A 15,433-nucleotide genomic window follows, 5' to 3' on the forward strand; every position below is an offset into this window, starting at 1 on the left:
AGAAAGGATAACAAAGAATGAAGGCACCGAGCATTCAGGGGCCGGGAATTTTTCTCGCCCAGTTTCTGCCCACAGGCGACGCACCGGCTTCACTTGCGTCGATGGCGGCCTGGGCGGCGGGTCTGGGTTATAAAGGCATACAGATTCCCACTTGGGACAAACGTATTTTCGACTTGGCGTTGGCTTGCAACAGTCAAGCCTATTGCGACGATATTCTCGGGGTCTGCCATGCCGCGGGTGTAGAGATTACCGAGCTTTCCACCCATCTGCAGGGGCAGTTGGTAGCGGCACACCCGGCCTACAGCGAGATGCTGGATATTTTTGCCCCCGCCGGGGTTCGCGGAAATCTGCAGGGCCGCGCACAGTGGGCGCACTCGCAGCTGGTTAAGGCGGCGCAAGCCAGTGCGAACCTGAAACTCAAATCCCACGCAACTTTTTCCGGAGCACTGCTCTGGCACACTGTCTACCCCTGGCCCCAGCGCCCCGCCATGCTGGTGGAAGAGGGCTTTCGCGAGCTGGCCCGGTTGTGGCGACCGATACTGGAGGCCTTTGATCGCGCCGGTGTCGATGTCTGTTATGAACTGCATCCGGGCGAGGACCTGCACGATGGGCTGACATTCGAGCGCTTTCTGCAAGCGGTTGACCACCACCCCAGAGCCAACATCCTCTACGATCCTAGCCACCTGTTGCTGCAGCAGATGGATTACCTCGCCTTTATTGATCTCTACCACGAGCGCATCAAGGCTTTTCATGTGAAGGATGCGGAATTCCGCCCCAGTGGCAGGGCCGGTGTCTATGGCGGCTACGCACCCTGGATAGAACGCCCCGGTCGATTTCGCTCCCTCGGCGATGGCCAAGTGGATTTTCGCGGGATCTTCAGCAAGCTGACCCAGTACGGATTTGACCGGTGGGCGGTTTTGGAGTGGGAGTGCTGTATCAAGGATCAACAGCAAGGGGCCCGCGAGGGTGCGCCTTTTATCCGCGATCACCTGATTACTGTCGCAGACAAGGCCTTTGACGATTTCGCCGGAGCGAAATCCGACAGCGCGCGCAATCGCAGGATACTCGGCCTGCGGTAGAGTCTTTCCATTAGCGCGAATAATGCCATTGCGCAGTCTATAAAAATAACGGGCACGGAGATTGGATCAATGCACCCACCGGCAACACCACTGAGCAGAAACCTTTTTCTGGTAGGCAACCTCTCTATTTTTATGATCGGGCTGGGGTTCGCCGTCAGAACATCCATTGCTGGGAACCTGCAATCGGATATTTACGACCAGATTGATCTCGCCAACTCCACCACCATGGTGGGTGAGGCCCTGGGCTTCACTTTCACCGGCTTTGCCCTCACGCTGCTGTTTGGCAGTGCCCTGGTGGATCTTGTTGGTATCAAGCGGATGCTGCTGCTCTCCGCAACCGGCTATGTACTCGGCAGCCTGTTGATTATTGCTGCCTCCCTGACGCCTCCCATTGCCGGTGTAGAAAACCTGGTGCTGGCGGGGCTGCTGTTGACGGGGCTTGGTTGGGGGGCGGTGGAAGCGGCCAGCAATCCAATGATCGCCGCCAGCGACCCCGCCAACAAAACCCACCGCCTGAATGTCCTGCACGCCTGGTGGCCGGCGGGCATTGTGGTGGGCGGTCTGGTGGGGCTGGCAATCTCCGCGCTGGAATGGCCCTGGCAGTTGAACCTGGCGGTACTGGTGTTGCCGGCGCTGGTTATGGCCTGGCTTGTAGTGACAACGGATTTCCCGGTCACCGAGCGGGTGTCCTCCGGGGTCAGCTATGAGGAGATGTTCAAGGAGGTATTCAAGCAGCCCATGTTTATCCTATTGTGGTTGTGCATGTGGCTGACAGCGGCGACAGAGCTTGCGCCCGGTCAATGGGTGGATCTGACACTCTCGCGGGTTGTGGGCATGAAAGGCATCCTGATCCTGGTATATGTGAGCATGCTGGTATTTGTGATGCGGCATTTTGCCGGGCAGTTGGCGAAATGGCTGTCCCCTGTGGGGCTGCTCTGGGTCAGCAGCCTGCTTGCGGCAGTGGGACTGTATAGCCTGAGTCTGGCGCGCACCCCGGTGAGTGCGTTTTTAGCGGCAACCCTCTGGGGTATTGGTTTCTGTTATATGTGGCCCACCATGCTGGCCACGGTGTCCGAACGCTTTGTGCGCGGCGGAGCGCTGTTTCTTGGGTTACTGGGTTTTGCCGGCGGCTTGTCCATACAGTTTGTATTGCCGCAGTTGGGGGCGGTCTTCGACCGCACAAAAATAGAAGCTGCCGGTGGCCTTGAGGCTTTCGAACAGTTGCGTGGCGCAGAGCTCGATGCGGTGCTGGTGACTGCCTCGGTGCAATCCTTCCAGTCACTGGCAGTGGTGCCCCTGTTTTTGCTACCGATTTTCGGGTTTATTTGGTTCTGGGATCGCAGGCGCAGAATCCGCGTTGACAAACATGCGGCCGACGATTCAGCACCCTCGCCAGCGGGGGATCAACCCTAACCCGGCCCGGGTAAGCTAACTTTTTACAGAAAATATACAGGTATATATGTCGAACATTCGCGAAGTTGCCCGGCGTTCCGGGGTATCGGTGGCAACTGTGTCCCGGACTTTGAAGGACCCGAAAGTGGTTTCCCCGCAAACCAGGGCGCGGGTACTGAAGGCGGTGGATGAGGTCGGTTACAGGCCCAATCTCCTGGCCAGGAATTTCAGTTCCGGTAAATCGTTTGCGGTGATGGTGCTGGTACCCAATATTGCCAATCCCTTTTTTTCCAGGGTAATCCGGGGCATTGAAAAGGCCGCTCAGGATCAGGGCTATTCGGTGCTGTTGGGCGATACAAAAGGGCAACCGGCCAACGAACAGTTTTACGCGGGCATGGCATTAACCAATCAGGCAGACGGACTGATCCAACTGGACAGCAGTTATCCTTTTGCAGACAAGGACGCCACCCTGGCGGCATCTGTGCCGATGGTCAATGCCTGTGAGCGCATCGCCGAGGATGACCGTTACCCGGTGGTTGAGCTGGATAACCGCGGCGCGGCACAGGCCATTGCACAACACTTGATGGAATTGGGGCACAGCCGCATCGGAGTGATTACCGGGCCCGTGGCAAGCCCGATTGTGCGCGACCGCCTGGCGGGATTTCGCCAGGCACTGGAAAAGCGCGGGCTGCAGCTTGACTCAGAACGCGTGACAGAGGGGGAATTTACCATGCCATCGGGGCAGCGGGGTGCCGAGGCGCTGCTCTCGGCCGCCCATGCACCGACGGCGATTTTCTGTATGAATGACGAAATGGCGATTGGTGCCATTCACCAGGCCAAGAAGATGGGATTGACAGTGCCGGGGGATGTGTCTATTGCCGGATTTGATAACATCGAGTTCTCGCAGTTCACCGATCCCCCCTTGACCACCATCGACCAGCCCGCGGAGGCATTGGGGCGCTACGCCATGGAAACCCTGCGCCTGATGATTGACGCAAAGCCGTTGAAATCCAGCCGCACCATTTTGCCTTTTAATCTGGTGCTACGGGAAAGCACTGGCCCCCTTCAGGATGTTTGAGACCAGTATCGCCCGACCAGTTGCGGCCGGTGGAGCGGGAAATTACCGCACAGTATGGAGAGCATAACGATGAGAATATTGATAAAAACCCGTGCCGGTCGATTGTTGATGCTGGCCCTTCCATTGCTGATGGCCTCCGCCGGTTGTGAGCGCACAGGGGAAATCGCCGCCAAGCAAGTGGATGCTGAGTGGGTCGACCTGTTCGACGGCGAGACACTCGGAGGCTGGACCGGGGTCAACGGTACCCAAGCCGGCGGGGCATGGCAGGTGCTCGATGGCAATCTGGTGCTCACCGCCGGAGGGGCGGGGGACCTGATAACGGCAGAGCAGTTTGCCGACTTTGAACTGGCCCTGGAGTGGAAAATCTCCCCGGGGGGTAACAGCGGTATTATTTATCGCGCTGCCAGTGGGGATGCACCGGTGTGGATGAGTGGCATGGAGTATCAGGTACTCGACAATAGGGCTTTCCCCAACCTGGAAAAACCCAGCCACAGCGCCGGCGCTGTGTTTGACCTGTATGCGCCGAGCGCTGCAAAAGCGAAACCTGCCGGGCAGTACAACAAAACACGTATTCGATTGCAGGATGGTCGGGTCGAGCACTGGCTCAATGGTACCAGGATCGTGAATTATCGGCTCTGGTCTGACGACTGGAAGACGCGCTTCGCCAGAAGCAAGTTTTCCAATTATCCCGGGTTTGCGCGCAGCACAAGGGGCCATATCGCCCTGCAGGACCATGGCGATAAAGTCTGGTATCGGAAGATCAAAATCCGCAGGCTTTGATCCATGGGACTCTCGCAGTGGATATCCGGCAAATGCGGATCTTCCCGTTGTGTGCCGGTTTGACTCGCTGCCCCCGGGGGAGTTCGCTGTCCAAGGCAGGATCTCTATGGGGCAGTGTGCTTTAATCAAAAATTATTTATTTTTAATGTAACCGGTTACAGTATGAAAAATGATAATAAATTATATTCAATGCATGGTATGGCTGCAGACATCGCAACTTTTGCACCGCTTTCTGTTATCCCAAAGGGATTAATCAAGGGTGGTTTACTGGAAGAAGGCGAGTAAAAATTTTTTCAATAATGTAACCGGTTACAATTTTTTGAAATGCAAACCGAAAAAATTACAAGCAAATAAAAAATAATTGATGAATTAGGAGGGTGCTATGCCGAGTGAGGATTTTGAAAAGAAACAGTACGACGCCCTGATTGTGGGTTCCGGGGCGGGGGGCGGCATGGCTGCCTATGTGCTGGCAACCGCCGGGCTCAAGGTGCTGATGCTGGAAGCGGGGCGATCCTATGACCCGGTTCAGGAAACTCCCATGTTCAATCTGCCCAAGGATGCGCCGCTGCGTGGCGGCGGCACACCGGATAAGCCTTTCGGGTTTTACGATGCGACCGTGGACGGCGGTTGGACAGTACCCGGTGAGCCCTACACCCAGGCATCCCGTGAGCGGGGCAGGCGCTTTGACTGGTGGCGCGCCCGCATGCTGGGGGGGCGTACCAACCACTGGGGACGCATTTCACTGCGTATGGGCAAGTACGATTTCAAACCCTATTCCCGCGATGGACTCGGTTTTGACTGGCCCATCGATTATGAAGACCTGGCACCTTACTATGACAAGACCGAGATGTTAATCGGTGTCTACGGTTCCAATGAGGGACTGGAGAACACCCCGAATTCTCCCAAAGGCATTTTACTACCCCCACCGAAACCCCGCGCCTACGAGCTGCTGGCCAAAAAGGCCTGTGACAAGCTGGGCATCCCCGTGATTCCGGCACATCTCGCGATCCTAAGCGAGCGCCTTGACCACGAAACTATCCCGCACAAACTCTTCCCCGACAACAAGCTCGCACAAGAGGTAACCCGTGCATCCATGCAGTCCCGCGCAGCCTGTTTTTGGGCCACGCCCTGCGGACGCGGCTGTTCGATCAAGGCAAATTTCCAGTCGACCACTGTGCTGCTGCCGCCGGCACTGGCCACTGGAAATCTGGATATGATTACCGATGCCATGGTGCGTGAGGTCGCCGTCGATAAGCAAGGCAATGCCAGCGGGGTTGTCTATATCGATAAAAACACCCGCCGGGAAAAGTTCGTCAGTGCCCGCGCCGTGGTGGTTGCGGCCAGTGCCGCCGAGACCTCACGTATTCTTCTCAATTCAAAAAGTACACTGTTCCCCGACGGCCTCGCCAATGGTAGTGGTGTCGTGGGCAAATACCTGATGGATACCGTGGGTGCCGGTGTGGGTGGACAGATTCCCGCATTGGAAAACCTGCCCGCCCATAACGAGGACGGTGCCTCCGCAATGCATATGTATATGCCTTGGTGGCTGTACAGGGAACAGTTGCGTGGAGACCTGGATTTTGCCCGAGGTTACCACATTGAATTTGGCGGTGGCCGCAATATGCCGGGTGCCGGCGCCTTCGGCGGCATGGGAGACTTTACTGCCGGCGCTTTTGGCAGGGATTTCAAGCAAGCCTGCCGACGCTACTACGGCTCCTTTGTCTGGTTCGATGGTCGTGGGGAGATGATCCCCAACGATGACAGCTATTGCGAAATTGATACAGACCAAGTGGACCAGTGGGGCATCCCGGTGCTGAAATTCCACTGGCAGTGGAGTGCGCAGGAGTTGAACCAGGCGGCCCACATGCACAAAACCTTTGCCGAAATTATTGAAGGCATGGGCGGCAAAATCACCTCCACCGTGCAAACAGATGGTGCCAAGGCAATTATCAATGGGGGTGCGATCATCCACGAAGTGGGCACCGCGCGCATGGGTTCCAATGCGAGGGACTCTGTACTCAATCCTTACTGCCAGTCCTGGGAGGTGCCCAACCTCTTTCTCACCGACGGCGCCCCCTTTGTTTCCAATGCCGATAAAAACCCAACCCTGACCATTATGGCGCTGGCCTGGCGTACCTGTGACCACATCGTGGACCAGTTCAAGAAGAGGAACATCTGATATGAGCGAGGAAAAAACCAACCTGGGCCGCCGCAATGTCTTGCGTTTGATCGCGACCACCGCCGCTGCAGTTCCGGTGATTGGCTGTTCGGAGAAGGTCGCGCAAAAGATGGTCGTGAAGGAGGGCAAGCCAGCGGCAAAACCCGCGGTGAAAAACCTGGATGCTCCAAAACAAACCCTGGCCAGGGGAACCCCGACGGACCCGGATCTGCTCAATCCAGTAGTGCCCTGGGAGATGCAGCTGGGTGCGAGCGAGATGGCGGTACTGGCGGCTCTGTGCGATGTGATTATCCCGGCAGATGAAATCTCCCCCAGCGCTTCCTCTGTGGGGGCGCAGAACTATATCAACGAATATGTCAGTGCGCCTTACGCCAACAACAAAGCGGATCTTGTCACCGTGCGTGGCGGGGTTGTCTGGCTGGATGGGGAGTCCAGGCGCAGGTTCGATGCGCCTTTTATCGAATTGAGTGAACCTCAAAAAACCGCGATCTGTGAAGACATCAAGTGGACCCGCACCGCAAAGCCGGAGTTCCAGGCCGGCGCGCGTTTCTTTGCCAAGATCAGGGGTCTCACGGCAACCGCTTTCTACACCACCGAGGAAGGTATGGCGGATATCGGCTATCTGGGCAACAGGCCCATGGCCAGCTTCCCCGGAGCGCCGCCCGAGGTACTAAAGCGACTCGGCCTGGATAGCTGAGTATCCCCTATGGCGTCAACCCGCGGGAAAGCGGGTTGCCATTTAAAAAAACGTAAACCAGGGACGGGTAGACCTGAAACCGGGGCTTATTCCAATAGCTTGGCATTGAAGCATGCCGGGTCGAGAGGGTGAGCGGAAGGCCCGGACAATAATAAAAGAGGCGTTGAGCAATGAAAGAAAAATCCCTAAAAACAAACCGTCAAGTGGAATTATTGCGTACATCCGCCAGTGTGCTGGTGCTGTGCAGTATTGTCGGTATAACACAAGCGCAGAGTTCGGAGGAGGAAGCAACAGAGAGCCCGGCCCTTGAGGAAGTGGTGGTACTGGGTATTCGCCAGAGCATGGAGAAAAATCTCAATGTGAAGCGTTTTTCCAACGCGGTGGTGGATTCAATTACCGCTGTGGATATCGGTAAATTTCCTGATAAAAACGTGGCGGACGCCCTGCAGCGGGTGCCCGGGGTGTCCATCGTCCGCAGTGGCGGGGAAGGCGCGCGGGTCAGTATCCGTGGTACTGCGCCGGAGCTGACCTTCACCCAACTGAACGGTAATTATATCGCCACGCCGGGCGATAATCCGTCACGGTCTTTCTCCTATACGCTGTTGCCGTCGGCGATGATTTCCCGCGCGGATGTCTACAAGAGTCCCGAAGCAAAACTGGATGAGGGGGGGATCGGCGGTACCGTGGTTTTGCATACCCGTAGGCCCCTGGATCTGGATGCGGGAGAGGGTAGGGTAGTCGTGGAGACCACTTATGCGGATGTCACCGGGAAGTATGAGCCCCAGTTCACGGGTTTTTTCTCCTGGAAAAATGATCAAGAGACCGTTGGTGTGTTGTTTGGCTATTCCAGGCAGGATCGCCAGAACCGTGTTATTAGCACCTCGGTAGAAAACTGGGGCTGGCAGGGTGATGAAGCACCGCAGGAGGGCACAGAGGCCAGAGGTTCCCTGGTGGATATCGACGGTAACGAATACCGGGATTTTTATGCCCCCAGGGCCGTGGTGGGCAGTGTCTTTGAGGAGGCGCGCACCCGCGAGGGAATGCAGTTCAGTGCCCAGTGGCGCCCGCTGGAGCAGTTGGAATTCGGCTTCAATTATTTTCGCTTTGAACAGGGGGGCAATTCAGAAAACTATCGCATCGTATTTCCTGAGTGGAACTATGGTGATGCCATTGCCCCTGGTGGTCTTAAGTTTGATGAGGATGGCGATACCTTGCTCGGCATCGGCATGCTGGACAGGGGCCAGACACAATTGCAGTCGCCGCAGGTAGCCGGCGACTACACGCGCGCGAAATACAGTTCCGATACCCTGGATTTCAATGTCAGTTATCAGGGGGATGGTTATAGCCTGCGCCTGGTTGTAGGGAATACCGGCGCGGAAGGGGGGCCGTCTGAGAAGTTGTTTGCATCGGTGAACGCGCGCTATGGTACCGTGACTGATTGGAGCTGGGATCTCAGCAGTGGCACCGCGGAGATTGATACCAGTGCCGATCTGGGCGACCCCAATACCTATCCCCTGTACGACTGGTTCTCTTCTCATTGGGCCAGCAGTGAAGATCAGGAAAACTACTACCAGATGGATGTATCCATTGATATGGATTATGGCTGGTTCAGCGCCCTGGACCTGGGACTGAAATACCGCGATCACGAAATTAACCGGCGGATTACTAGGCAGGCTTGGGACGATGACAAGCCCCCTTGCCCGACCATCAATTGGGGTGGTGTCGACGGTGCCTGTTATCCCTGGTGGCCGGACGACTCCTTCCACACGGACACCAGTGGCGTGCCGGATACCATCGATATTCTTTCGGATGGCCCGCTCGACAATATTATTGGCGGCGTCAATGTGCCCGGCTTTGCCTACCTGAAGTTTGAGAAATTGAAAGCGTTTCTCTATGAGACTTACGGTGATCCTACGGTGCTTATTGAGACGAACCAGGTGTATCGCATTGGCGAAGAAGTCACCGCGGCCTATGTACAGCAGAATTTCGCCTCGTCCTTTTTGCGCGGAAACTTTGGTATTCGCGCGGTGCAGACCCAACAGTATGCGCGCACCTTTGATAATATCGAGGGGCAGCTACAGGATGAGCCCAATGTTCGCGATAGCAGCAACACCGATATTCTGCCGAGCGCCAATATTGCCTGGGATATTTCCGAGCAACTGGTCATGCGTGCAGCTCTTGCACGGGTAATTGCGCGGGTGGATTACTCCGACCTGGGTGGCTCTGAAACGATCCACGCCCCGCTACCCGATCCGAACAATCCGAATCTGCCGGCGCCAGGTCCGAGGACTGGCTATGCGGGCAACGCCGAACTGGAACCCTACAATGCGGATCAGTTTGACCTGGGTCTGGAGTGGTATTTCGACGATGCCTCGGCAATGGGATTGACCCTGTTCCAGAAGGATATCGCCTCTTTCGTGATCAACGGCAGCTCCACAGTCACCAGGGAAATTAAAGGTGAAACTGTGAAGGTGGCCATGAATATGCCCCTCAACGGTACCGATGCCACTGCCCGGGGCGTGGAACTGTTTGCGCAGTATGCCTTTGATAACGGTTTTGGGGTGCTTGCCAACTACACTTATACGGATACAGAGTTGGCGGAGATTGATCTCAAAGGGGTTAAATCCAAAACAGAGATTGCGGGTACCTCCAAAGACCAGTACAACTTGTCGGTGTACTACGAGACCAACGATTTCAGTGTGCGGGCCTCCTACAACTATCGCAGCGCCTATGCAGATGGTTTCCACAACGGTATCAATACCTTTACCGATGAGTACGACCAGGTGGATGTGAACGCGTCCTATAACCTGATCGACTCGCTTGTACTCTCCGCTTCAATTATCAACCTGACCGAGGAAAAGGTGGACCGCTACTGGGGGGAAAAGAACCGGGTGTATGGCTCCTATTATTCCGGTCGCCGCGCCTACCTGGGTCTGACGTATAGTTTCTGATGTCCCGGCGCCGTGTGGGCAGAGTTCTTTGTTCACACGGTTTGAAACCCTGTTGAGCGGTAAACGGACCAATCGGGTTTATCGATTGTTTGGCTGCTCAATAGCGTCTGTACTGGTCAGATATTCACCCCTTGAGCGCCCGTTGTTAACTCACCGCCAGCTGGTTAATTGCGGGTAGGGACTGCCTGTACCACTTTGATCAAGTAGTCCCAGAAATTGGCAACGCTGTGGATATGCACCCGCTCTTCAGGGGAGTGTGCGCGACGGATGGTGGGGCCAAAGGAGACCATGTCCCAGTTGGGGTAGGGTTTGGCCAGAAGGCCGCACTCCAGGCCTGCGTGGATCACTTTTACTTCTGGGTCTGCCCCGGTCATCTCTTTATAAACGCCTTGCATCAGTGCAAGCAGGGGCGAGTTGGGGTTCGGCGCCCAGCCGGGGTAGGCATTGTCCAGCCTGGTTGTGGCGCCGGCCAGTTCGAAGCTGGCGGCAACATCCAGACCGTGTTGGTCGCGGGCAGTGTCCGACAGGCTGCGCACCAGGCATTGGATTTGCACCAGCGGCTTGCCGTCCTTCTCACCCGTAACAACGCGGGCCAGGTTATTGGAAGTGTCGGCAATAGCTGCCAACTTGGTGCTCATGCGCGCCACACCATTGGGGCAGCAACGAATGGCGCGAATCAGCCTGAGCTGGCTTGCGGCATCCATGGTGCTGGTTGGTGTCTCTGTGGGTTCCAGGGTGATTGCGAGGTCCGCTTCGTTGTCAAACTCCCGCGAGAGGCGTGCGCTTTCGCTGTCGATGATCTGTTGCAGTTTGTCCTGGGCCCCGGTCGGTACCACAAGGGTGCTGAAGGATTCGCGGGGAATGGCATTGCGCAGACTGCCGCCATCCAGTGCGGCAATGCGCAGCTCGGGGATCTTGCCCAGGGCCGTGTCGATAATGCGGTTGGCAATTTTGTTGGCATTGCCGCGCCCTTTATCGATATCCAGGCCCGAATGCCCGCCGCGCAGGCCGCGCACAGAGAGTGTAAAGGCCTGGCTGTCTACCGCTATGGGTTCCCTAAAGTAAGTGAGGGAAGCATTCACATCCACGCCCCCGGCACAGCCGATATAGAGCTCCCCTTCATCTTCAGTATCCAGGTTCAGGAGCAGATTCGCCTCGAAATAGCCCGGCTGCAGGTGCTTTGCGCCGGTCATGCCCGCCTCTTCATCAATGGTGAGCAGCGCCTCCAGGGCGGGGTGGGGGATGTTGGTGGATTCCAATAGGGCGAGTATGGCGGCGACGCCTATGCCATTGTCGGCCCCGAGAGTGGTGCCTTCTGCGGTGACCCATTCGCCATCCACGTAGGGCTTGATGGGATCGGTTAGGAAATTGTGCACCGTGTTGGCATTTTTCTGCGGCACCATATCCAAATGACTTTGCAGGGCCAGGGTGTGGCGCTGTTCCATACCCGGCGTTGCGGGCTTCTTGATAATAACATTGCCAACTGTATCCAACTGCGCCATCAGATTGCGGGCTCTGGAAAAATTGAGGACGTGTTCCACTACCCGGTCTTCATGTTTGGAGGGGCGGGGGATGTCACACAGTGCGGCGAAGTGTTTCCACAGAGGGGTGGGGGTCAGTGTGGCAATAGGATTCATGGGAGGCCTCGATCATTTTGATGGATTGCCTGTCACAGCCGGTGCCGTGGCGGTGTTATTGCATTTGGCAATCCAATGGGTATTGCAAAAGCTGGTGGTATTTTTTGTTATACCCAGTTAATAACCAGCATCTGGAACACAACAGGGGAGAGCCCGACAGGGATCGGGCTCTTCAGGGTATTTTGCCTTGGTTATGCTTTTGCCGTGCTGTCGGGTTGTGCATTCTCCAACGCAAGCTCGAAAGCGACACGGCGCTTGTCCAGATCCACAGAAGCTACCTTGACCGCAACGGCTTGTTCCAGTTGGAAACGCTGCTCATTGTGTGTGAGGATGAGAAGTTTGCCGTCAAATGCCGGAAGGTTCTTTTTGTCCCCATTCAGGCGCACAAATCCATCGATGCCAAATTGATCGAGGCGTACTCCGAGGCCGGCGCCAGTTACCAGGGTGATTCTGCCGGCGTATGTGTTACCGATTTTATCCTGCATAAACTGGGCATACAGCCACTGCTCCAGGGCGCGCCTGGCCTGGCGACCGCGGACCAGGCTGTTTTGCAGGGCCTCAATGTGCGTGTCGCTGAGCGCCGGGGTGTCGCCCTTCTGGATGGCCGCACGCAGTACGCGGTGATTGTGCAGATCGTTGTACTTGCGAATGGGGGAGGTCACCGTGGCGTAGGCCTCGAGCCCCAAACCCAGGTGTGCGCCGGCCTTGTTATCGAGCAGACCGGGGCGCAGCATGCGTTTCAGTACGCTCAGGAGGTTTTGCATTTGTGGGTCACCGTGGCTTTCCAGGTGCTTTACCAGGGCCAGGTAGTGCTCCAGTTGGTCCAGGTCTTTCTCGGCATACTCCGGCAAAAGCGTCTTGAGGAGGCTTTTTACCTCGCCCATGCGCTCTTCGCGGAAGCCCAGGTGCACAGAAAAGCAGCCCCGCTGCAGTTCTGCCAGCTTGGCGCCGATGCTGATATTGGTCGCAAGCATGGCTTCTTCCACCATGCGCTGGGCGATATTGCGCTCCCGCCTTTCGATGCGCTCAATTTTGCGTTGTCTGTTGAGGCAGATCTCATACTCCGGGCGATCCTCCATGGCCAGGGAGTGGGTGGTGCGGTAAGCGGCGCGGGCTTTATAGGTTGCAGCGAGATTGCGTAAGCTCTCCTTTTGCGCTTCGGGCACTGCGGCATCGTCACCCTCGATAAAACGGCTGACTTGTGTATAACTCAGTTTGTACTGGGAGCGAATTGCGGCAAATTCATACTGGCTCCCGCTGATACTGCCATCGTTGTTGATATCAATATGCACAACCAGTGCCGGGCGCAGTTGTTCGGGAATCAGGGAGACGAGGTCCTCGCACAGATTGCAGGGCAGCATGGGCAGGGTTTCGCCGGGCAGGTATAGGCTGTGGGCGCGTTTGAAGGCTTCCTGATCCAGCGGGCTGTCCTGGTCAATCACGCTGGTGGGGTCGGCAATAGCGATATGCAGGGTCCAACCCTCCTCACGTGCGCTAACGGCAAGGGCGTCGTCCATATCACGGGTGCTTTCCGCATCAATGGTGGCAAAGCCCAGTCCGGAGAGGTCCGTGCGCCCGGCAGTCACAGACGCCAGTTGCCCGGCAATGGTTTCCGACTGTTTCTTTGCGGCCGGACCGAATTGCTCTGGCAACCGGTACTGGGCGATTGTATAGGCGTGCTCAATACCGGGTATCTCGGGTTTGCCGATAACCGTCTCCACCCTGGCCTGGGCGCGACCGTCCTTAAAGGGATGGCGATTGACCTTACAGGCAATAAAGTCGCCGGGCTGGGCCTTGCCCCGGGCCTTTGGGGGCAGGAAGATCCAGCGGGTCAGGGCATTTTGGGTGGGCTGGATAAAGTGCCCCTGGCCCCGCTGGATATATCGGCCGACAAGATAGTCGAGTTCACTTTCAAGCAGGGCATCCAGCTCGGCGGTGAGCTTGCCCTTGGGCTCCTCTGCCAGGCTGACGCGAACCCGGTCGCCAGGGAAAACACGCTCCATCTGACTGGGGGGCAGGAAGGCCTCCCGTCCATCCACCAGCGCCACGAAACCGAATTTGCCATTACTGCCGCGTACCCGGCCTTCGGCAAATTCTTTACTGGAGCGAATATCGGTTTTCAGCTGTGAGAGTTGCTTCAGAGCGTCGGAATTCAGCATCGAGTAGTTCCCTAGGGTTCGATTTGGGCGCGGATTCTACCAGACCCAGTTTGCATCGTGTAATGCGATCCTGTCCGGAGCTGGAAGTCTTTTCTTGGGTGCCGGACGCAATGGTCCAACCACAAGGCTTTCTGACCCTCAGGTCCGGCATATTCTTTTAAGAGAGTCATCCTAAGAAATAACAATATAAATGAAGATTTCGCTATTATTTCGCCGATATGTGCAAAATATGCAAACTTTATCTGGTGAAGCAGGATATAATCTTACCCCTCAAAAAAATGATAAGGGCTGTGGTTGTTCCCCAGCGCTAGAACCAGCCTTCCGGAGAGGAACAGTTAATGAGTGTTTTTTCCCATTCCGCTTACGATAAACACGAACAAGTGGCGTTTTTTCAGGATGCCAAGAGCGGTCTCAAGGCAATTATCGCGGTCCACAATACGAATTTAGGGCCTTCCCTGGGGGGCTGCCGCATGTGGCCCTATGTCGATGACGGCGAGGCGCTCAATGACGTGCTGCGCCTCTCGCGCGGAATGACTTATAAGTCTGCCATGGCCGGTCTGAGGCTCGGAGGCGGAAAGTCGGTGATTATCGGTGATCCGCGTCAGGATAAGACGCCCGAGCTATTGCGGGCCATGGGCGAGTTCATCAACACACTTAGCGGGCGTTACATCACCGCGGAGGATTCCGGCACCAGCGTTGCCGATATGCAAGTTATCGGCGAGACCACAGAGTATGTGTCCGGTCTGTTCGCGGGCTCCGAATATGGCGGTGACCCGTCGCCCTCCACTGCCTATGGCGTGTTTGTGGGCCTCAAGGCCGCCGCGCAGCACCGCTGGGGTAAAACCGACCTGAGTGGTCTTAAAGTTTCTATCCAGGGGATGGGCAATGTGGGATTCCGCCTGGGCAAGCTGCTAAAAGAGGCCGGCGCGGAACTCTTTGTCACGGATATTTTCCAAGACAATATTGATCGTTCGGTCAATGAGCTGGGTGCCATTGCCGTAACTGCTGACGAGATCTTCGATCTGGATGTGGATTTGTTCGCGCCCTGTGCCATGGGGGCCATTTTGAATGATGACACCATTGCCCGTTTGAAAGTGGGGGCTATCGCCGGTGCCGCCAACAACCAACTGGCCGAGGAGTGCCACGCCGCAGTACTGCGCGAGAAAGGCATTCTCTATGCCCCCGACTATGTGATTAACGCCGGTGGTATTATCGACGTTTATTACCAGCAGCGGGGCGACTATGACGCTGCAGAGGTGCGCGCCCACATTGAAGAAATCGGCAACACCATGCAAGAGGTGTTTGAGCGGGCGGATAACACCGGTGAAACCACGGCACATGTGGCTGACCGCATCGCCGAGGAGCGCTTTGGCCACCATTCTGTGCCGAGCGCCGAGAACAAATCCGGTACAGTAGCGGCATAACAAAGGCACCGGCGGTTTCATACCGTGGGCGGCTGAGGTTCACCGCTTCTCTCTGTG

11 protein-coding genes are annotated in these 15,433 nt (G+C 56.5%); 9 read left to right on the forward strand and 2 right to left on the reverse strand.

Annotated features, from left to right (window positions below; all coding sequences use genetic code 11):
• The first annotated feature begins 17 nt into the window (after positions 1-17).
• The 8 genes from Q1A48_RS08205 to Q1A48_RS08240 all read left to right on the forward strand — a co-directional run bounded on the left by Q1A48_RS08205 (position 18) and on the right by Q1A48_RS08240 (position 10,156).
• The gene (locus Q1A48_RS08205) at positions 18-1,079 is read left to right on the forward strand and encodes a sugar phosphate isomerase/epimerase (protein WP_299943298.1); all 1,062 of its coding nucleotides are present in this window, start codon (positions 18-20) and stop codon (positions 1,077-1,079) included.
• A 69-nt stretch (positions 1,080-1,148) separates the two neighbouring features.
• On the forward strand, positions 1,149-2,492 hold the full coding sequence (locus Q1A48_RS08210) for an MFS transporter (protein WP_299943301.1): 1,344 nt from the start codon (positions 1,149-1,151) through the stop codon (positions 2,490-2,492).
• A gap of 46 nt (positions 2,493-2,538) precedes the next feature.
• The gene (locus Q1A48_RS08215; RefSeq protein ID WP_299943303.1) at positions 2,539-3,549 is read left to right on the forward strand and encodes a LacI family DNA-binding transcriptional regulator; all 1,011 of its coding nucleotides are present in this window, start codon (positions 2,539-2,541) and stop codon (positions 3,547-3,549) included.
• A 69-nt stretch (positions 3,550-3,618) separates the two neighbouring features.
• A complete protein-coding gene (locus tag Q1A48_RS08220; protein ID WP_299943305.1) occupies positions 3,619-4,329 on the forward strand; it encodes a DUF1080 domain-containing protein in 711 nt (236 codons plus the stop codon).
• 162 nt (positions 4,330-4,491) lie between these two features.
• Positions 4,492-4,614, forward strand: a complete 123-nt coding sequence (locus Q1A48_RS08225) for a hypothetical protein (protein ID WP_299943308.1) — start codon at positions 4,492-4,494, stop codon at positions 4,612-4,614.
• 97 nt (positions 4,615-4,711) lie between these two features.
• Positions 4,712-6,508, forward strand: coding sequence for a GMC family oxidoreductase (locus Q1A48_RS08230; RefSeq protein ID WP_299943311.1), 1,797 nt, complete (start codon positions 4,712-4,714; stop codon positions 6,506-6,508).
• 1 nt (position 6,509) lies between these two features.
• On the forward strand, positions 6,510-7,205 hold the full coding sequence (locus tag Q1A48_RS08235; protein ID WP_299943314.1) for a gluconate 2-dehydrogenase subunit 3 family protein: 696 nt from the start codon (positions 6,510-6,512) through the stop codon (positions 7,203-7,205).
• A gap of 170 nt (positions 7,206-7,375) precedes the next feature.
• A complete protein-coding gene (locus Q1A48_RS08240) occupies positions 7,376-10,156 on the forward strand; it encodes a TonB-dependent receptor (protein WP_299943317.1) in 2,781 nt (926 codons plus the stop codon).
• A gap of 164 nt (positions 10,157-10,320) precedes the next feature.
• Here the strand turns inward: Q1A48_RS08240 and Q1A48_RS08245 are convergent, their stop codons facing one another.
• Positions 10,321-11,793, reverse strand: a complete 1,473-nt coding sequence (locus tag Q1A48_RS08245) for an aminoacyl-histidine dipeptidase (RefSeq protein WP_299943320.1) — start codon at positions 11,791-11,793, stop codon at positions 10,321-10,323.
• 191 nt (positions 11,794-11,984) lie between these two features.
• Positions 11,985-13,952, reverse strand: coding sequence for a VacB/RNase II family 3'-5' exoribonuclease (locus Q1A48_RS08250; RefSeq protein WP_299943323.1), 1,968 nt, complete (start codon positions 13,950-13,952; stop codon positions 11,985-11,987).
• 338 nt (positions 13,953-14,290) lie between these two features.
• On the opposite strand from Q1A48_RS08250, the gene Q1A48_RS08255 reads away from it, so the two are divergent.
• Positions 14,291-15,376 (forward strand): Glu/Leu/Phe/Val dehydrogenase dimerization domain-containing protein, encoded by a 1,086-nt coding sequence (locus Q1A48_RS08255; RefSeq protein WP_299943326.1) that lies wholly within the window; start codon positions 14,291-14,293, stop codon positions 15,374-15,376.
• Positions 15,377-15,433 lie beyond the last annotated feature (57 nt).

The organism is uncultured Microbulbifer sp. (assembly GCF_947489355.1).
Lineage (GTDB): Bacteria > Pseudomonadota > Gammaproteobacteria > Pseudomonadales > Cellvibrionaceae > Microbulbifer.